17 protein-coding genes are annotated in these 18864 nt (G+C 72.0%); 7 read left to right on the top strand and 10 right to left on the bottom strand.

The annotated features are described in order from the left end of the window. Nucleotides 1-28 precede the first annotated feature (28 nt). Together OHA21_RS15335 and OHA21_RS15330 are read right to left on the bottom strand one after the other, a co-directional pair. The gene (locus tag OHA21_RS15335) at nucleotides 29-1486 is read right to left on the bottom strand and encodes an alpha/beta fold hydrolase (protein ID WP_328474499.1); all 1458 of its coding nucleotides are present in this window, start codon (nucleotides 1484-1486) and stop codon (nucleotides 29-31) included. A 28-nt stretch (nucleotides 1487-1514) separates the two neighbouring features. Continuing rightward, a complete protein-coding gene (locus tag OHA21_RS15330) occupies nucleotides 1515-2639 on the bottom strand; it encodes an FAD-dependent monooxygenase (RefSeq protein WP_328474497.1) in 1125 nt (374 codons plus the stop codon). A 61-nt stretch (nucleotides 2640-2700) separates the two neighbouring features. Between OHA21_RS15330 and OHA21_RS15325 the strand changes: the two genes are divergently transcribed. Continuing rightward, nucleotides 2701-3315, top strand: coding sequence for a TetR/AcrR family transcriptional regulator (locus OHA21_RS15325; RefSeq protein ID WP_328474495.1), 615 nt, complete (start codon nucleotides 2701-2703; stop codon nucleotides 3313-3315). Here OHA21_RS15325 and OHA21_RS15320 read toward each other — a convergent pair. Both OHA21_RS15320 and OHA21_RS15315 read right to left on the bottom strand, forming a co-directional pair. Further along, nucleotides 3312-4514, bottom strand: a complete 1203-nt coding sequence (locus OHA21_RS15320; protein ID WP_328474493.1) for a cysteine desulfurase-like protein — start codon at nucleotides 4512-4514, stop codon at nucleotides 3312-3314. The genes OHA21_RS15325 and OHA21_RS15320 overlap by 4 nt on opposite strands. Nucleotides 4515-4524: 10 nt before the next feature. Continuing rightward, nucleotides 4525-5160, bottom strand: a complete 636-nt coding sequence (locus OHA21_RS15315) for an isochorismatase family protein (protein WP_328474491.1) — start codon at nucleotides 5158-5160, stop codon at nucleotides 4525-4527. A gap of 95 nt (nucleotides 5161-5255) precedes the next feature. Between OHA21_RS15315 and OHA21_RS15310 the strand changes: the two genes are divergently transcribed. Beyond that, complete coding sequence (locus tag OHA21_RS15310) at nucleotides 5256-6233, top strand: GlxA family transcriptional regulator (protein WP_328474489.1); 978 nt, start codon at nucleotides 5256-5258, stop codon at nucleotides 6231-6233. On the opposite strand, the gene OHA21_RS15305 is transcribed toward OHA21_RS15310, so the two are convergent. The 3 genes from OHA21_RS15305 to OHA21_RS15295 form a co-directional block, all read right to left on the bottom strand. Next, a complete protein-coding gene (locus OHA21_RS15305; protein ID WP_328474487.1) occupies nucleotides 6202-7266 on the bottom strand; it encodes a cellulose-binding domain-containing protein in 1065 nt (354 codons plus the stop codon). The genes OHA21_RS15310 and OHA21_RS15305 overlap by 32 nt on opposite strands. Nucleotides 7267-7355: 89 nt before the next feature. Then, on the bottom strand, nucleotides 7356-7997 hold the full coding sequence (locus OHA21_RS15300) for a response regulator transcription factor (protein ID WP_328478422.1): 642 nt from the start codon (nucleotides 7995-7997) through the stop codon (nucleotides 7356-7358). A gap of 5 nt (nucleotides 7998-8002) precedes the next feature. Beyond that, complete coding sequence (locus OHA21_RS15295) at nucleotides 8003-9232, bottom strand: sensor histidine kinase (protein WP_328474485.1); 1230 nt, start codon at nucleotides 9230-9232, stop codon at nucleotides 8003-8005. 108 nt (nucleotides 9233-9340) lie between these two features. Between OHA21_RS15295 and OHA21_RS15290 the strand changes: the two genes are divergently transcribed. From OHA21_RS15290 to OHA21_RS15280, 3 genes are read left to right on the top strand one after another with little or no spacing between them, the layout of a single operon-like run. Next, complete coding sequence (locus OHA21_RS15290) at nucleotides 9341-10075, top strand: ABC transporter ATP-binding protein (protein ID WP_328474483.1); 735 nt, start codon at nucleotides 9341-9343, stop codon at nucleotides 10073-10075. Beyond that, nucleotides 10075-12012 (top strand): FtsX-like permease family protein, encoded by a 1938-nt coding sequence (locus OHA21_RS15285; RefSeq protein WP_328474481.1) that lies wholly within the window; start codon nucleotides 10075-10077, stop codon nucleotides 12010-12012. The genes OHA21_RS15290 and OHA21_RS15285 overlap by 1 nt, the downstream gene beginning before the upstream one ends. A 3-nt stretch (nucleotides 12013-12015) precedes the next feature. Then, the gene (locus OHA21_RS15280) at nucleotides 12016-13737 is read left to right on the top strand and encodes a family 43 glycosylhydrolase (RefSeq protein ID WP_328474479.1); all 1722 of its coding nucleotides are present in this window, start codon (nucleotides 12016-12018) and stop codon (nucleotides 13735-13737) included. Between the two features lie 23 nt (nucleotides 13738-13760). On the opposite strand, the gene OHA21_RS15275 is transcribed toward OHA21_RS15280, so the two are convergent. Further along, entirely contained in the window at nucleotides 13761-14756 is a 996-nt protein-coding gene (locus OHA21_RS15275; RefSeq protein ID WP_328474477.1) for a saccharopine dehydrogenase, read from the bottom strand. A gap of 39 nt (nucleotides 14757-14795) precedes the next feature. Between OHA21_RS15275 and OHA21_RS15270 the strand changes: the two genes are divergently transcribed. Then, a complete protein-coding gene (locus OHA21_RS15270) occupies nucleotides 14796-15419 on the top strand; it encodes a TetR/AcrR family transcriptional regulator (protein WP_328474475.1) in 624 nt (207 codons plus the stop codon). A gap of 1157 nt (nucleotides 15420-16576) precedes the next feature. On the opposite strand, the gene OHA21_RS15265 is transcribed toward OHA21_RS15270, so the two are convergent. Next, complete coding sequence (locus OHA21_RS15265) at nucleotides 16577-16825, bottom strand: hypothetical protein (RefSeq protein WP_328474473.1); 249 nt, start codon at nucleotides 16823-16825, stop codon at nucleotides 16577-16579. A 238-nt stretch (nucleotides 16826-17063) separates the two neighbouring features. Next, nucleotides 17064-17285: a hypothetical protein gene (locus tag OHA21_RS15260; protein WP_328474471.1), complete on the bottom strand. Its 222-nt coding sequence runs from the start codon at nucleotides 17283-17285 to the stop codon at nucleotides 17064-17066. Between the two features lie 191 nt (nucleotides 17286-17476). On the opposite strand from OHA21_RS15260, the gene OHA21_RS15255 reads away from it, so the two are divergent. Beyond that, nucleotides 17477-18718: a cation:proton antiporter gene (locus OHA21_RS15255; protein WP_328474469.1), complete on the top strand. Its 1242-nt coding sequence runs from the start codon at nucleotides 17477-17479 to the stop codon at nucleotides 18716-18718. Nucleotides 18719-18864 lie beyond the last annotated feature (146 nt).

Here is an 18864-nt window from a genome sequence, read left to right as displayed (position 1 = left end):
CGGCCGGGGTCCGAGAATCGTGCAGCATTCAGTGTCCGGCGAGGGGGAGTGTGACCGCCAGTGGCCAGGCCACGATGACGGAACCGGTCGCCGCGATCAGCCACGGGGCCACGGCGAGACGGTTGAGGACGGCGCTCCACACCGCCTGCCAGAGCAGCAGACCGATCAGCGGGACCAGCACCAGCGTCACGAAGCCGAAGGTCAGCCCGGTGATCGCGGCAGCCGCCAGGACGATCACGAAGATCGCGGCGACCAGCAGCAGATGCAGCGTGACGCCGCCGGTGACGCGTTCGGTGGCGTACGCCAGCAGGGCGAAGGCCGCCCAGACGATCAGCAGGATCCACCAGCGGTCGCCGACCGGCTGGGCGTGCGTCAGCCCCAGATGCACCGGCACGGCGATCGACGCCACCGCGTAGGGCACGGCCAGCAGCAGGCGGGGGCGGCTGGTCACGGGCGTGGGCGCGGGCTGCCGGGAGGCGTACGCGAGAAGCAGCGCCCCGGTGACCACCGCATAACAGACGACGTAGCCGGCGATCGCCATCGGCAGCACGGTCGTCGGCAGGAACCGGGCCGTCACCGCCGCGACGACCGCCGCCGCTGCCGTCACCGCCGCGATCCGGATCGTCGCCGCCCACGACGGCCGTGCGAAACGCGGCCACGGGCTGCCACCGCCGGCCAGCACGGCCGCCAAGGGAACGAAGCCGATCAGGAACGCCAGCACCAGCAGCGCCGAGCCGGCCAGGCGCCGCCCGGGGAACGGCATCGCAGCGTCGTCGCGCGGCCCGCCGAACGCCCGGTCGAGCCAGGCGACCGTCTCCCGGTGGGTCTCCGGCGCATACAGGACGCTGATGTGTTCCGTGCCGGGCACGACATGCACCGCGCGGTCGCCGCGCTGGCCGGCGGCGCTGGTGGCCGCCGCGTGGAAGTCGGGGAACTCCAGAGCGCCCACCATGGTGAGCAGCCGGGCCGGGCCTTCGGCGGTGGCGACCGACGAGTCCGGCAGAGAGATCGCCACGGTGGCGGTCACCTCGGGGTGAGCGGCCGCATACCGGGTGACGGCGCCGGCGCCCATCGAATGCCCGACCAGGGCGACGCGGGCCGGGTCGACGTCCGGCAGCGACCGCAGATGCGCCATCGCCACATCCAGGTCCTGCTGCAGAGCCGCGGTGGAACTGGCCGTGCCCGCCGCCTCGTCCGGCAACGGTCGCGGGTTGGCGCCGTGGCCGGTGAAATCCAGCAGAACCACCACATAGCCACGGGCCGCCAGGGTGTCACCGAACGAGGCCATCAGCTTCGCAGACCCGGAGAAGCCGTGCGCGACCACGACACCCGGATGACGCCCGCTCGCCGCCGGATGCACCTGCTGCAGCGGGACCCCGGCCGAGGTGACGTGCTCGCGGCGCAGGTCGTGACCGGCACCGAGGGCCAGCCAGCCGCCGCCGACCACCAGGGCGAGCAGGAGAAGCAGAGGCAGCGTACGTCTCACGGCGCTCCAATCCGGCGGATGCCGGATCTTACCGAGCTACCGGGCGCCAGTCGGCGTAGCGGGCCATCGACCGCAGCGCCAGGCGCGGCGGGGTCAGCCGGATCAGGGTGTTGCGCGACGCCACAGCGAGGGGGTTCGTCAGCTGCTGGCCGAATCGCCCGATCATCCGCGACGCTTTCGCGACCTGCTGGCTGCGCGGGCGGCGTTGCCGGTCGTAGGCGGCCAGCCCGTCCGGATCGGCGGCGACCGCGGCGAGGACGACGGCGTCCTCGAGCGCCTGGTTGGCGCCCTGGCCCAGGTTCGGGGTCATGGCGTGGGCGGCGTCGCCGAGCAGGACGACCCGCCCGTTGACGTAGGTCGGCAGCGGCTCGTCGAGGCACATGAGCTCGTCGCGCAGCACCGTGGGTGTCGCGGCGACCAGCGCCGGGATCGGGTCGTGCCAGCTGGCGAACCGGGGGTCGAGCTCCGCCGGCGCGGTGCCGGGGGCGGCGTTGACGCAGCCGTACCAGTAGACGCGGCCGTCGGGCAGCGGGACGATGCCGAACTCGGCGCCGCGGTCCCAGGTGATCGCGACGACCAGGTCGTCCGGCCACTCCGGTGCGATGCCGCGCCACGCGGTCACCCCGACGTGCACCGGGTCGGCGGCGTCGGGCCACAACTGCTTGCGTACGGTGCTGCGGATGCCGTCCGCGCCGACCACCAGGTCGGCGTCGAGCCGGGCGGGCCCGTCCGGTCCCTGCCAGTTGACCTGGCCGTCGGCGGTGACGCTCGTGACCTGCGCGCCGGTGCGAACCGTCACGTCGCCGGGCAGGGCGTCCAGCAGAATGTTGTGCAGGGCGGCGCGGTGGATCCCGTACGCCGGGGTTCCGAGCGTCTCCTCAAGCCGGCCGGCCTCGACGCGGGCCAGCCACCGCCCGTCCGCGGTACGCGTGCCGCCGGACCGGTCGGGGCAGCCGTCGTGGCGCACGGCCGCGCCGACGCCGAGCGCGTCGAGGCAGCGCAGGCCGTTGGCCTGCAGCACCACACCGGCGCCGACCGGCCGGAACTCGGGTGCCCGCTCCAGGACCGTCACCTGCCAGCCGGCCTGGCTCAGCCCGATCGCGGCGCCGAGACCGCCGATGCCGCCGCCGATCACCACTGCACTGGATGCCATCACTCACTCCTTCTACAGATGTAGAAGCCATACTACAGATGTAGAAAGAGGTGATGCCACCATGCCGGCCGACCGGTTCGCCCTGCTGACCGACGCCGCGATCGACGTCCTCGCCGAGGAGGGCATGCGCGGTCTGACGCACCGCGCCGTCGACCGTCGCGCTGCCTTGCCGGAGGGCACGACCTCCGCCTACTTCCGGACCCGCAAGTCGCTGATCGAAGCGGTGGTGCGCCGCATCGCCGACCTCGACCGGCTGGACCTGCAGGCGGGACAACTGCCCGGCGACGCCGGCGATCCCGTCCCGGTGATCACCGACCTCGAGGCGATGGCCGCGACGATCGCCCGCGTGCTCGACGGATGGATGAGCGTGGGCCGCAACCGCACCCTCGCGCGCTACGCCTGCCTGCTGGAGGCGACCCACCATCCGGAGATCAGGACCATTCTGGCGTACGGCGACGCGTCCCGAGCGCAGTCGACGGCGATGCTCGCGGCCGCCGGCGTACCCGATGCGCAGCAGGCCGGCCGCCACCTCGTCGCCTGCATCGACGGCCTGCTGTTCGACCGGCTGGCCGGCGCCGGCGCGCGCACCGCGCCGCCGCCGGGCACCGACGCCAACCGCGCCGACCTGACCGCCGCGCTCACCGCGGTGCTCCGCGGCTTCGTCGGGCCCCGTTAGCCGAGGAAGGCGGCGAGCCCGTCGAGGAACCGGTCCACGTCCCCGGCGGAGTTGTAGGGCGCCAGGCCGGCCCGCAGCGCCGGGTCGGTCAGCTGCAGCGCGGCGAACGGCTCGTAGGCGTAGAACGACCCGGCCGGGGCCAGCACGTCGCGGGCGGCCAGGTGCTGCTGGGCCTCGCGCGCGTCGCGGCCCTCCAGGGTCATCAGCAGCGTCGGCGTGCGGTCGGCGGCCTGCGAATGCAGGACCACGGCGTCACCGAGCGCGCGCAGACCGTCCTCCATCCGCGCGCGCAGCGCCTTCTCGTGCTCGTGCAGCGAGCCCAGCGAATGCGCGAGCCGCTCCCGGCGGGTGCCCCGCGCGCTGGGATCCATCGCCGCCAGGTAGTCCACGGCGGCGGTCGCGCCCGCCAGCATCTCGTACGGCAGGGTGCCGAACTCGAAGCGCTCCGGCACCGCGTTGGACGACGGCAACAGCTTGTCCGGCTCGATGGTCTCCAGAAGTTCCGGCGCCGCCGCGAGCACACCGCAGTGCGGGCCGAGGAACTTGTAAGGGGAGCAGACGAACAGGTCGGCGCCCATCGCCGGCACGTCCACCAGGTCATGGGCGGCGTAGTGCACGCCGTCCACGTAGACCAGGGCGCCGCACTCGTGCGCCAGATCGGCGATCCGGCGCACCGGTGGCTTGGTGCCCAGCACGTTCGAGGCGGCCGTGACCGCGACCAGCCGGGTGCGGGAAGTGAGCGCTTCGGCGTACGAATCAAGGTCCAGCTCGGTGCTCTTGCTGTCGATCTCGATCCAGCGGACCGTGACCTCGGCACGCGCGGCCGCCTGGATCCAGGGGCGCACGTTGCAATCGTGATCGAGACGGCTCAGGACGATCTCGTCGCCCGGCCGCCAGGTCTTGGCCAGGTGCCGGGAGAAGTCGTACGTCAGCTGCGTCGCGCTGCGGCCGTGCACCACACCGGCGGCAGGCACGTTGAGCAGGTCCGCGTAGGCGGACCGGAAGTGCGCGACCGCGCGTTCCGCGTTGAGCTCGGACGTGCTGACCGCCCCGCGGTTGGACAGCGGAGCGGTCAGCGTCGCGGCGATGGCCTCGGCGACCGGGCGGGGAGTCTGCGTCCCACCCGGCCCGTCGAAGAACGCGAGGCCGTGGTCGAGAGCGGGAAAGTCCGCCCGCAGGGCGGTCAGGTCGATGGCCATGACCGCCAGACTATGACCCGGCCCGCTGTGCGCCGGTCACCGCGGAGGCGCCCAGGTCGGGCTTGGGCAGCGGCTGCCCGGCGGAGGCCGCAGCCGACCAGGTCGCCGTGTCGGCGACGGCGGCGAAGTTGGAGTTGAACAGCGCCATCAGCGTGGTGTGGAGCGTCTTGGCGTCGACGAAGCCGGCGTCGTTGGCGACGTTGATCGCGCCGGTGGCGTCGGAGAGGACCTCGGCGGTCAGCCCGTGGGTCTCCGCCTCGGCGGCCGAGGCCAGCACACAGTTGTTGGTCATGTAGCCGACCAGGGTGATGGTGTCGATCTCGTGTTCGCGCAGCCAGGCGAGCAGGTCGGTGCCGGCGAACACCGTGCCGTACTGCTTGACCACGGACTTCCACTCGGGCGTGCGGCGGCTCTCCACCTCGGGGTGCAGCTGGAAGTCGGGCTGGGTGGGATTGAACAGGGGAGCGTCGTCGCCCATCGTGTGCTGCACCGCGACGACCGGAACACCCGCCGCGGTGGCCGCGTCGATGGCGCGGGTGATCTGCGGCAGCGAGGCGGCGTGCGGCGGGTACTGGATCTCCAGCGGGCCGCCGAAATACACCTGCTGCACGTCGACGAGGATGAGTGCGCGCCGGGGCGTGGTCATGATCTTTGCTCCTTCAACTCGTAACGGCCGCCTCCAAGTCTGTGCCCGGGACACCGCCCAGGCCATTGGCACGTGTGCATCGTTACGATGGAATCGTGCCAACACTGCGCATCGCCGTCTACGCCTTCGACGGCATCACGATGTTCCACCTGTCCGTGCCGCAGCTCGTCTTCGACGAGGTCGCCCGGCAGGGCCTGGGTGACTGGCAGACGGTGTTGTTCGCCGAGCGCGCCGGTTCGATCCGCACCGCGGAGGGCTACACGCTCGGCGAGGTGCGCGGCCTGGAAGCGGCAGAGGACGCCGACATCGTCGTGGTGCCGTCCTGGTTCGAGGACGGCCGTGCCGCCGGCCCGGCGCTGCGGCGAACCCTGACCGCGGCGCACGGCCGCGGCGCGACGGTGGCCGGGCTGTGCCTCGGCGCCGTCGCCGTCGCGGACACGGGCCTGCTGGCACGGCGTACGGCGGTCACGCACTGGCAGGCCGTCGACATGCTCGCCGCCCGGCATCCCGACGTCGACCTGGACGCCTCGGTGCTCTATATCGACCACGGCGACGTGCTCACCTCCGCCGGGACGGCGTCGGCGATCGACGCCTGCCTGCACCTGGTCCGCGGCCGGCTCGGCGCGGCAGCCGCCAACCGGGTGGCCCGCTCCCTGGTGGTCGCCCCGCACCGTGAGGGCGGGCAGGCGCAGTACATCGAACGCCCGCTGCCGCCGCACTCCGCCGACGACCCGATCGCCGGGGTGCTGGAATGGGCGCTGCGGCACCTCGCCGACGACCTCACCGTCGAACGGCTGGCCGGCGTCGCGCACCTGAGCCGGCGCACCTTCATCCGCGCGTTCCAGGCGTCCACCGGCGTCACCCCGGCCGCCTGGGTCCGCCAGCAGCGCCTGGACGAGGCCCGCCGCCTGCTGGAGTCGACCGACCTGTCGATCGATCAGGTCGCCGCCGCCTGCGGGTTCGGCAGCACGGTCACGCTGCGGCAGGCGTTCGCCGCAGCGTTCGACACCACGCCATCGGAGTACCGGCGGCGTTTCGCGATCACGACAGGAAGCTCCCGTACGGGCCGTTGAGGATCCGGTCCTTCTGGGCCTGGCTGAAGTGCGTGTTCGGATAGTTGTAGAAGGACGCGGACATCGGGGTGCCGTCGGTCGACGTCGAGTCGGGCAGCCCGAAAGCGTGGCCGAGCTCGTGGACCATCCCGCCGTACCAGCGGTTCATCGGGCCGTTGATCCCGGCGGCGCCGTCCGCGTCGTGGCCACTGAGGATCACCCAGCCGCCGCCGCCCCCGCCGCCGGAGCACGGCGCCTCGGCGCTGATCTCGCCGACGTTGATCCAGCGGCTGTCCGGCGCGCGCAGGGCGAGTTTGCGCAGCAGCTCCTGCTGCATGTTGAAGACGACCCACCAATAACACTCGCCGCCGTTGGGGGTGTTCTCGTACCAGGATCGGGGGTGGTCGCCGTTGACGACCTCGACGACCGGGTTGTTGAGGGTGAACGTCTTGCCGAGTTCCTGCCGGTAGTAGCGCTGGGCCTCGCGCATCACAGTCGCGATGCCGTCGACGTAGCGCTGGTCGTAGGGCACGTCGGTCGGCCGCAGCCAGTAGGCGCGTACGGTCCGCTGCGGTGGTGTCTGCGGCGCGGTGGTGGGCGTGGCCGTCGGCGAGGCGGTGGGTCCCGGTGTGGTGGCGCCGGTGCAGGCGACGCCGTTGAGGGTGAAGCCGGTCGGCGCCGGGTTGCTGGAGTTGTTCCAGGAGGCGTTGAAGCCGAATGTCGTGGTGCCGTTGGTCGACAGGTTGCCGTTCCAGGCGGCGTTGACCGCGGTGACCGCGGCGCCGCTCTGGGTGGCGGCGGCGTTCCAGGCCTGGGTCACCACCTGGCCGGCGGTGAACGACCACCGCAGGGTCCAGCCGGTGAGCGCGTCGCCGAGGTTGGTGACGGCGACTTCGGCGTTGAAGCCGCCGCCCCACTGGCTGCCGACGGTGTAGGTGACCCGGCAGCCGGACGCGGCGGCCTGTGCGGTGGTCATGCCGGTGAGTGCCGTACCGGTAAGGGTGGCGGCCAGTGCGGCCGCGACCACCGGGGTACGGCGCCATCGTGGGAGCATCTCGTCTCCTTCCGGGGTCAGCCATTGATTTCTGTCAATCAATGCGCTCACGATGGCGTACGAAAACGGTTTCGGCAAGTTTCGGTGAGTCAGCCGCGCAGATAGGTGAGCACGGCCGAGACGCGGCGATCCGAGGCCGGGTCCAGCGGCAGCTTGGCGAAGATGTTGCCGATGTGCTTGCGTACCGCCGCCTCGCTGACGAACAGCTCTCCGGCGATCCCGTTGTTGGTGTGGCCCTCGGCCATCAGCGCGAGAACCTCACGCTCCCGGTCGGTGAGGGCGGCGAGCGGGCCGTCCGCGTGCCGGCGGCCGACCAGGTGGCGCACCACCTCGGCGTCGATGACCGTGCCGCCCGCAGCGACCCGGTCGATGCTGTCGAGGAAGTCGCGGACGTGCCCGACCCGGTCCTTGAGCAGGTAGCCGATGCCGCCGCCCGGGGTGGACTCGAGCAGCTCACCGACGTAGGCGTCGGCGACGTAGGCGGACAGCAGCATGATCGCGACGCCGGGATGCGCGGCCCGGATGGTCGCCGCCGCCCGCAGGCCTTCGTCGGTGTGGGTGGGCGGCATCCGGATGTCGGTGACCACGAGGTCGGGGCGCACGTTGCCGGCGTACGTCAGCAACTCCTTCGCGTCGGCGACAGCCGCGACCACGTCATGCCCGGCGCGTTCCAGGATGCGCACCAGGCCCTCGCGCAGCAGGGCGGCGTCCTCGGCGACCACGATGCGCAGCGCCTTCAGTTGATCGGGCACGTCATCCTCACCTGGGTCGGGCCGCCTGCCGGGCTGGCGATGTGCAGTTCGCCGTCGAGGGCGTCGAGCCGGGCCCGCAGCCCGGCCAGACCGGTGCCGGCCTGCGGGTCGGCGCCGCCGCTGCCGTCGTCGACCACGGAGACGATCAGGGCGTGCTCCTCGGTCCACGCGTGGACCTGCGCCGACCGGGCCCCGGCGTGACGGGCCACGTTGGTCAGGTTCTCGCTGATGAAGAAGTAGGCCGCGGCCTCGATCGCGGGCGGCAGCCGCCCGTGGAGGGCGAGATCGAGGTGGACCGGGACGGGGAAGCGCCCGGCGATCTCGTGCACGGCCGCGGCGAGACCGTGGTCGGTCAGCACCTGCGGGTGGATGCCCCGGATCGTGGTGCGCAGGTCGGCGAGGGCCTGCTCGGCCTGCTGGTGGGCCTCGCGGACCAGGTCGAGGCCGGGACCGTCGGGCAGGTCGAGTTCGGCGCTGCCCAGGGTCATGGTCAACGCGACGAGGCGCTGCTGGACCCCGTCGTGCAGGTCGCGTTCGATGCGGCGCCGTTCGGTCTCGAATGCGTCGACCAGGCCGCTGCGGGATCGGCGCAGCTGCTGGACGGCTTCGGCGAGCCGGGCCTCGGGCGGGTCCAGCAGGTGCCGGACCAGGGCCGCCTGGCCGCAGGCGAGCACGGTGATCGCGTACGCCAGCAGGATGAGCGCGACGAGTCCGGCGCCTGCCGCCATCCACGCCTCGCCGCTGGTGTCGACACGCCACCCAGCGAGGTCGAGCCGGTCGCGCCGGACCAGCACCGGAGCGAGCAGCAGCGCGCCCGGAACCGTCAGAAGAAGCAGCAGCAACGCGGCGTCCACCAGCCAGAACACGGTCGCCAGCAGGACCGTGACGCCGGTCTCCGGCCAGGACACGCGGCCCGGCTGCGGATCGGGCGGCTGGTGAGCCGGCCGCCCGGGGAAGATCAGCCGGAGCCGTCGCCGTTCACTGGCGGCGGCCAGGCGGGCGAGGACCGGGATGCCGGCGAGCACGAACAGCCCGGCGACCACGATGACGGTGGCGCCACCCACCGCGAGCATCACCAGCAGCAGGATCAGCCAGGCCAGGCCGATCGGCACCGTGCTGGCCACATAGGCCAGTGCGCGCCACGGCCACGCTGACAGCAGGAACCGTGTCGGGCGTCCCCGCACGGCCGTCCAGGCGTCCGGGAACCGACTCACGTGCCTCATCCTATGAAGCGGGCGCGCCCCGCGCGGTAGCGCAGGCGCTACCTTCGATGTCGCGTGCGCGCCCGTGTGCCCGGCCGCGGTTGCCGGTGGACTGATCGTATGAATCAGACATCCTCGGCGGCCGTCACGCTCGACGGCCTCACCCGGACCTACCGCTCGCGGGCCGGCGCGGTGCAGGCGCTGCGCGGCGTGACCCACGTGTTCCCGCGCGGCACCTTCACCGCGATCATGGGACCGTCCGGCTCCGGCAAATCCACCCTGCTGCAGCTGGCCGCCGGCCTCGACCGGCCGACCGCCGGGCGGGTGATCGTCGGCGACACCCGGCTCGACACCCTGAACGAGATGGCGCTGACCCGGTTCCGGCGCGGCTCGATGGCGTTCGTCTTCCAGTCCTACAACCTGCTCGACGCGCTCAGCGCGTTCGACAACGTCGCGCTGCCGGCCCGCCTGGCCGGGCGCCGGGTCGAGAAAGCGAGCGTGCTGGAAGCACTGGCCCACGTCGGTCTCGGCGAGCACGCCGGGCGCCGCCCGACGGAACTGTCCGGCGGCCAGCAGCAGCGGGTCGCGATCGCCCGGGCCCTGTACGGCCGGCCCGACGTCCTGTTCGCCGACGAACCCACCGGCGCCCTGGACCGCCGCACCGGCCACGACGTGCTCGAACTGCTGCGCTCGCTGGCCGACCGCGGGCAGAGCGTCGTCATGGTGACGCACGACCCGGTGGCCGCCGCGTACGCCGACGGTGTGCTGTTCCTCGCCGACGGCCAGATCGTCGGCCACCTGGCCCGCGCCGACGCCGGCCAGATCGCCGCCACGATGACCGAGCTGGAGCGCTGATGCCCACCCCGGCGATGCTGGCCCTGGCCCGGCAGACGGTACGCAGCTCGTGGCGCGGCTACCTGGGCGCCTTCGTCGCGCTGCTGTTCGGCGTCGTCCTGATCGCCATCACCGTGACCCTCATCGGCTCCGTCGACGCCACCGCCGGGCAGCCCGGCGTCACCGCCGCCCAGCGGGCCAAACTCGACGACCTGGCCGCGGTGTTCGGCATGATGTCGGCGGTCTCCGCGTTCATGGCCCTGTTCGTGGTCGGCAGCACGTTCGGCTTCGTCGTGGCCGGGCGCCGGCGCGAACTCGGGCTGCTGCGCCTGATCGGCGCCACACCCCGGCAGGTGCGCCGGCTGCTGCTGGGCGAGGCCACCGTCGTGGCCGCCGCAGCCACCACGGTCGGTGGTCTGCTCGGCGCGGCACTGGCCCCGGCCGTGCTGTGGCTGGTCCGGGCCGCCGGGATCACCACACTCGATCTAAAGGCCCCGAGCCCGTGGACCGCCTGGGCGGTCGCCGCCTCCACCGGTGCGACGGTCGCCCTGCTCGGTGTCTGGCGCTCCTCGCGGCGCGCCGCCCGCATCGCCCCCGGCGCCGCCCTGCGCGAAGCCGCGGTCGAGCGGACCCGGCCCAGCATCGTCCAGATCGCCATCGCGACGCTGTGCCTCGGCACCCTCGCAGCGACCGTCGCCGTAGCCGTCGCCGGCGACCTGCCACCACTGTTCGCGGTGCTCGCCTCCATCCTGCTGCCCGAAGCGGTCGTGATCGGCCTGATGTGCGTCGGCCCGGCCGTCATCCCGCGGCTCGCCGCGCTGCTCGCCCGCCCGTTCGTCGGCCGCGACGTGGCGGTGCGGATGGCCCGCGACGAGGTGCGTGCCGCCGCGCGCACCACCGCCGCGATCGCCGCCCCGGTCCTGGCGATCTCGGCCATCGCCGGATCGCTGCTGCTGGCGCTCAGCTTCACCGCCGACTGGACGACCGCCCTGAACCGGGCCCAGCTGCACGCGCCGCTCGTCGTCGAGGCGGACAACCCGGCCGCGGCCGCGTCGGCGGCGGCCGACGAGACGGTCGCGACAGCCGACGTACGCCGGGAGGCCTCCCTGCGCAGCGATGCCGGCGGCCGGGAACAGGTCGAGATCGTCGACCCGGCTGCCGCGTCCGCCGCCCGGGGCCTGCGGGCGATCCGAGGTAGCCTCGACGACCTGCACGGACGGGCCATCGCGGTCAGCGAGACCTGGGTCAGCGACGCCGGGACCGGGCTGGGCGACAAGCTCACGGTCCGGATCGCCGGGGACCGGGTCCGGCTGCGGGTCGTCGCCGTCCTGCCCGACGCCCCCGATCTGTACGGCGACCTGGTCGTCGCCGACGATCTGCTGCCGGCCGCGGCCGGCAAGGCGACCGGGACCGTGTTCGTCATCCCGCGTGCTGACGCCGCCGCCACCCGCGACTCCCTGCAGCGCACCCTGGCCGGCACCGACAGCCGCGTCCTGGACGCCGACGACTGGATTGACGCAACCGGCGAGCAGACCCGGCAGGGCAACAACGTCGGCCTGGTCATCCTGTTGGGGCCGGCCGGGCTGTACGCGGCGATCGCGATCGTCAACGCCACCCTCATCGGCGCGTCCCAGCGGCGCCGGCAGGGGGAGCTGGTCCAGCTGCTCGGCGCGGACCCGATCCAGGTGCGGCGGGCCGCCGTCTGGCAGGCCGTCCTGACCTGCGGCACCGGCCTGCTACTGGGTGGGGCGATCACTGTGTTGCTCGGGTGGCTCGTACGCCGCGCCATCAGCGCCGACCTGCCGGCGCCGCTGACCATTCCCTGGCTGCCGCTGCTCAGTATCGCCGCCACCTGTGTGCTGCTCGCCGTGGCGGCGGCGGCCGCAGGTCTGCGCACGCGCAAGGAGCATGGCGTTACATTGACGGCGGTGTCTCCCGCTGCGGCCGGAAAGGCATAGACCATGCGCCGATTCATCGCTGTCCTCGCGGCGGCTCTGCTGCTGCCCGTTGCGTCACCGGCCGCGGCGCGGCCGGGCGCGCGCTATCAGAACCCGGTGTCGGCGAGCTTCGCGGACACCTTCGCCGATCCGGTGGTCATCGCCGGAGAGGACCGTCATTGGTACGCGTACGGCACCACGGACCCGCTGCGCGAAGGCGAAGGCACGCCGCACCGGATCCCGATGGCCCGCTCCGGCGACCTGGTCAACTGGACGTACGTGGGCGACGCCTTCGGCCCCGGCCAGCTGCCCGCCTACGCCCGGCCCACCGCCGCGCTGTGGGCGCCCGACGTGCGCAAGACCGGCAACCGGTGGGTCATGTACGTGACGGTCACCGAGACCGAACCCGACGGCGCCTCAGCGATCGGGGTGGCCACCGCACCCACCCCCACCGGCCCGTGGACGTTCGCCCCGCAACCCGCCGTGCCGCCGCGCGCCGCACCCGGCGGCGGCTGGTGGTGGACGTTCGACCCGGCGCAGCTGACCACCCCGGACGGCACCCGCTACCTGTACTACGGCAGCTACTTCGGCGGCATCTGGGTGTCCCGGCTCAGCCCGGACGGCCTGCAGACCGTCGGCGACGCCACCCGAGTGGCGATCGACAACAAGTTCGAGGGCGCGTACGTGGTGCGCCGCTCCGGCTGGTACTACCTGTTCGCGTCGTCGGCGAACTGCTGCGCCGGACCGACCACCGGCTACTCCGTGTCAGTGGGACGTTCCCGCAGCCCGCTCGGCCCGTTCGTGGACCGCGACGGCCAGTCCCTGAACGTGTCGCGGGCCGGCGGCACCCCGGTGATCGCCCCGAACGGCAACCGCTGGGTCGGCACCGGCCACAACGGCCTGATCACCGACCGCGCCGGGCAGGACTGGTTCGTTTACCACGCCATCGACCGGGCCGACCCGTACCTGGACGAGCCGTTCGGCATCAACGAGCGGCCCATGCTGCTGGACCGCCTCGACTGGATCGGCGGCTGGCCCACCGTGAACGCCGGCGCCTGGGCGTCGCAGACCCCGCAGCCCGCGCCGGGCCGCCGGGTCGGCCCGGTCCGGCCGGTTCCCGTGCCGCAGCCCGGCCGGTCGCTGCCCGCCCACTCCGACGAGTTCACCGCGACCGGTCTCGGCCCGGCGTGGCAGTTCGTGCGTCCCGACGCCGCAGTGACGGTGTCCGGCGGCCGGCTGCGCTGGCCGGTCCAGGGCGCCGACCTCACCGGCGACTCGAACAACGCCGGGGTGCTGCTGCGCGACGCACCCGCCGGGAACTGGATCGCCGAGACGAAGATCAGCCTCGACCTCGGTGAGGACACGGTCCGCAACTTCCAGCAGGCCGGGCTGATCGCCTACCTGGACGACGACCACTTCGCCCGGCTCTCGACGGTGGCGATCTGGAACACCCGGCAGGTTGAGTTCGGCAAGGAGATGCCGTTCGCGGGAAGCACCTCGTTCGGCGGGACCATTGCCGGCACCCCCGGCCTGACGACGACCTGGCTGCGGCTGGCGCACCGGGTCGACGCGGGCGGCGAACACGAGTACCGGGCCGGGGTCAGCCGTGACGGCCGTACCTGGACCTGGGGTGGGGTGTGGACGCTGCCCGCGGACACCGTTGCGCGGATCGGCCTGATCGCGCACGGCGGCGCCGAGCCGCCGGTCACCGCCGAGTTCGACTACCTACGGTTCTCCCGCTGGTGAGACCGTCGCGCCGCGCGGGACAGCTACCTGCCCCCTTCGCGTGCGGTAGAGGATTCGGCTCTGGACGCGCCGGTCCCGGAGGTCGGCGCGTCCAGGCCCTGCACCTCGAATCCCTCGCCGGCCAGTGCGGTCAGGAACGGCACCGGCTCGATGACCTGGTCGATGTGGTGGATGCCGGGCGGCAGGTCCGGCAGCGACCGGATCACGCGAGCGGCGGCCAGGCCGGTGGCCCGGCTCTGCCGCCGGCCCTGGAACGACGCGGTGACCGCACCGGCCTGCACGGTGACCGCGAAGCCGTCCGATCCCAGGTGCACCGCGCCGAACGCCTGCACCGCCGCGCGCCGCAAACCCGGCCGCCGCTGCAGCAGACCGGCGACGAACGGGCGGTTCAACGCTCCCAGCAGCGCCGTCGTCGGCCGTGAGTCGAGGGCGAGACCGGCTCGTGCGCCGGCCATCCCGGCGAACGGGAAGTCGTGCACGGTCCGCTTTCCGTACGGCTGCGGGAAGTTCGCCTCCCATGAGCCGGGGGAGTGCCCGAGCCCGTCGACGGTCCATTCGACGGCGGCCCGGCCGTGCCGTTCGCCGGATCCGAGCAGCACCCCGATCCGGATCGGTGAACCCGGCGCGCGGGCGGCGATGTGCCGGGCCAGCAGGTTCGTGACTCCCGGTGCCAGGCCGACGCTGAGCACCGCTGTTCCCCGGGCGGGGTGGAGCTGGGCGATCGAGTCGATGACCGCCGGGGTGGCGGAGATGTCGGCGTATCCGATGCCACGCTCGAGCGCGGCCTGCGCCACCCGGGCGTTGCCGTTCTCCGCGCACATCAGCACCGCGTCGACCCCGTCGAGCACCGGGTCCTCGCGGGACAGGTCGAGGCGTACCGCCGTGGTGCCCGGCACCGGCCGGGCGCGTTCCGGACGCCGGCCCGCGACCTGGACCTCCATGTGCGGCACGAGCGCGGACGCCGCCTCCCGCCCGACCGCGCCGTACCCACCGATGATCAACACTCTTTTTGTAGTCACACTCCAATAATGTTCCTGTAGTAGCGCTATAGTCAACACGTGAGTGACAGCGCACCGAAGCCGGACGGCCGCGCCGCCCGATCCCGGGCCAGCCGCACCCGGGTGGCCCGGGCCGCGACCGGCCTGTTCATCGCGGGCGGCTACGCCGGGACCAGCGTCGGCGCGATCGCCAAAGCAGCCGGGGTCAGCGAGCAATCGGTCTACTACCTGTTCGGCACGAAACGAGCCGTGCTCGTCGCCGCACTGGACCAGGCGATCGCCGGCGACGACGAGCCGATCCCCACGCTCCAACGGGACTGGGTGCACGACGCGGTCGCCGACCCGGACCCACACGGCCAGATCGAACGGCAGGTCGCGGGCGTCGGCGAGGTGCTACGACGGGCGGCGCCGCTGCTCGACATCGTGCGCAACGCGTCGACCGACCCGGAACTGGCAGAGGTCTGCGCCACCACGATCGGCCACCACCAGGAGGTGCAGCGCTTCTTCGCCGAGGCGCTCGCGGCCAAGACGGCGCTGCGCTGCGCAGTGGACGCGGCGGCGGACACCGCGGTGGCGCTACTCTCGCCGGAGACCTATCTGCTGCTGGTGGACCACCTGGGCTGGAGTCACGACCGGTGGTGCCGCTGGGCGGTGGACTGCCTGACCCGCACCGTGATCGATTGAACTCTCCACTCCGATGCCCTGCCAGGACGCCTCGGGCAGAGGCTCGCACGACAGCGCAACTCGCGCGCCATCCTCCGTTCCGCGGACGCAGGACGGCCGCATGCGAAAGCAGTGGACGGGATGTCGCCGGGCTGGCTGTCGGCGACGCTGCGTCGTCACACGATTGACATGTCGCTGTGTCGATGCTGTGGACCGGCCACCGTAGCTTCGCGGTGAAAGGTGGTGGCAAGCGCCACCGAGCTGCGGTGGCCAGGCGATGAGCGGCATCCTGTTCGATGTCGCGCGTTGCCCAGACCCCATCCCGGCGTCGCAGGAGGACGGTCATGCAGCCTTTCGACTCGGGTTCTTCCGGTAGGTCCGTCGGCGGACACCGGCGGTGGCACCTGATGAGATCTCGACCTGACGACCTACTCGCGTTGCGGGCGGCTGACGTAGTCGCTGCAGTGCTGGGCACACACGAGTGCCGGATCACCATCGAGGTGCAGAACCGGGTGGTCATCGTCGAAGGCGTTGTATCCGGACGGGGCGTCCTTCAAGCCGTGCACGACGCGGTGACAACCATGCCGGACGTTCTCGACGTCTCGATGAGGGTGAAGGTGAGAGCAGGCGAAGCGTCAACCTCAGCCCCCGAGGATGGCGCTTCGCCCCCTTTCTCCTAGGTGGTCGTTGGTGAGAACGTGCGCTAGGGGGCGCCGGCTGCTGAATCATGGTCATGGCCTGGTAGCGGTTCGACGTTGAACGCCTGTTGACACGGATACGGCTGCCCTCAACGCCTACACCGACGCGTCGGGCCGGGCCCAGTTCGTTCTCGAACCGGTCTGCGTCACCTGAGATGGATGCTGGCCGGCCCGCTCGGCGGAGTACACGGCATCGCGCCGGTCCCGCACCCAGGCCGGTGCGCGCCGACAGCCGCGAAGCCGCAGCCGGGAGTGTCATGCGCGCGAGCCGCGTCGCGGGGATCCCGCGCGTCTGGGTTCGGCCCCTCGCTCGTCGCGACGGGCCCGGCGGTCCTTCTCCATCTGTTCGGATGACGGCGTTTCCGGCGCCGTAGTCAGACGACGACCAGGTCGACCGCGGCGATCACCGCCAAGGCGTTGAACAACCAGCCGAAGGCCGTGAGGTCGGAGCGGTACGCGGCCTGCGTACTGAACAGCAAGTCATCGGCGTGACTCGTGGTCGGCTGCTCGTCGCCATCGCCATCGGATGAAGGCACCGGTGGCGAGTGCGGCGACAGCTATCCAGGCCAGCAGGTGGCCGCGGTCCGGGCGACCGGAGTTGAGCGACATCGCCGCCAGGGTGGCGGCGACCGCGGAGACGACCAGGCAGAACAGGCTGGTGATCCGGGCCGCCACCTCGTGCACTGAAGACCGGGCCCGGCGCTGGTGGTTGGTGGTCGAGCCGGTCATGACTGTTCGGCTTCCTCACGGTCGGGCTCAGCAAGTGGGTACGGGCCGCCTCCGCTGGAACCGGTCCGTGCGTCGGCGCGTTTCACCGGCCCGTCCTGCCGGCTGGCTTCGCTGGTGTCGTGATCGCTGTTCGGTTGAGCGGGGCGGTTCTCGTTCGACATGAGGAGCACCCTCGTTTCGGCAGACGGTGGGCGACCACGCCCAGCGGGGACACCGGGCGCGGCCATACGGCTGATGCTCAGGCTTTCTCGGTCTGCAGCCGCTGGGCGAGCAGCTGCTTGCCCTGCTCGCCGGCTTTCCGGCTGTTCTCCTGGATCGAGCGGAACCAGTTCGCCAGCTCGGTGTCGCCTTCGCGTTCGGCGTCGGCGACGAACTGCTCCATCCGCCAGGCGTTCTCCAGCGACAGGTGCAGGATGTTGATGAGGTTGTAGTTCTTGTCCTTGACCGGGCTGTCCGGCACGGGTCCACCTCCGCAAGTCGGTGCGTTGTCGGGCGGCGCGTACCCGCACAGCGCAGCTCTACGCCTGCGCCGACCGGATTCGGGGTCACGTGAAAGTCGGCGCGATCGGCCGATCCGGTAGCTTGCTATCGGGGTGCGCCGGGAAGTCTGGTCGGCAGTCGGCTCGTCGTTGCTATCGACCGGAGATCTCAGTGCTGCTGCTCGCTTTCGCCGGTGTCCTGCTGCTGGCGGTCCTCGTTTCCGCTCTTGCCGGCCGGACGATCCTGTCCACCGCGGTGCTGTTCCTGGCCGCCGGTTTCCTGCTCGGGCCAGGCGTGACCGGCGTGCTGGACGTGCACGCCGACTCGGAGATCGTCGGCACGCTGGCTGAGCTGGCGCTGTTCGCGGTGCTGTTCACCGACGGGATGCGGGTCGGTTGGGCTGATCTGCGGTCGGCATGGCGGCTGCCGGGCCGGGCTCTGGGCTGGGGCTTACCGCTCACGCTGCTGGTCACCGCTCTGCTGGCACACTATGTGGCGGGGTTGAGCTGGGCGGAGTCGCTGCTGATCGGAGCGATCCTGGCACCGACCGACCCGGTGTTCGCCTCGGCGCTGGTCGGTAACGACAAGGTGCCGGCCCGGCTGAGGCATCTGCTCAATGTCGAGTCCGGGGTCAACGACGGACTGGCGTTGCCATTCGTGATCGTCTTTCTGGCGGTGGCGGCCGGTTCCGCCGACCTGCACCTGGGCGAACTGGCCTTGGAGGTGTCGCTGGGCCTGCTCATCGGCGTACTGATCCCACTGGGTGCCATTCTGCTGGAACGCAGCCGGTTCTTCTCCGCCTCCCCGGCCTACGAGCCGCTCAACGGACTGGCGATCGGCCTGCTCGTGCTCGCCGTCGGGCAGGCTACCCACGCGAACCTGTTCCTGGCAGCCTTCTCCGCCGGCATCACCGTGGCCACCTTCGGGCCGCGGCAGCGGGCCGCCTTCGAGCACTTCGGGGAGAACATCGCCGAGCTGCTCAAGCTTGCGGCGCTGCTGGTTTTCGGTGCGCTGATCTCCCCGGCGTTCCTCGGTGAAATTGCCTGGACCGGCTGGATTTTCGCGATCCTGGCGATTTTCGTGGCCCGGCCGGTGGCGTTGTGGCTGTCGTTCCTGCGCTCCGGTCTGGGCATGCGGGAGCAGGCGGCGGCGATGTGGTTCGGGCCGAAAGGCTTCGCCTCGGTGGTGTACGGGCTGATCGTGCTGGAATCCGGCATCCTCGCCGCGAACGAGATCTTCCACCTGGTCGCGGTGACAATCGTGTTGTCAATTCTGCTGCACTCCTCGACGGATGTGGTGGTTGCCCGCGCCTTCGACGAGCAGGCTGACGTTCCCGCCTGGTACGGCGTTGTCCGCCGGACCGTACGCGCGGTTCGCGGAGAACCTCGTCGTTCACCGGCCGACGACCGTTGAGTGTGCGCTGGTCACGCTGCGCGCGTACCTGTCAGCCGGCCGCTGCACCCGGACGGTGAAAGGAGCTGCGCGGTTTCCTCCGTTCCGCATCGGGTAGGCGCGCCAGGGAGACGTCGTCGAAGGCTCGGGGAGGTACGGCGTGACTG

Origin of the sequence: Actinoplanes sp. NBC_00393 (assembly GCF_036053395.1) — a bacterium.
In the GTDB taxonomy this organism is placed as follows: domain Bacteria; phylum Actinomycetota; class Actinomycetes; order Mycobacteriales; family Micromonosporaceae; genus Actinoplanes.
The sequence above is the reverse complement of the archived record's forward strand: the minus strand, read 5'-3'. Positions and strand labels throughout refer to the sequence as shown.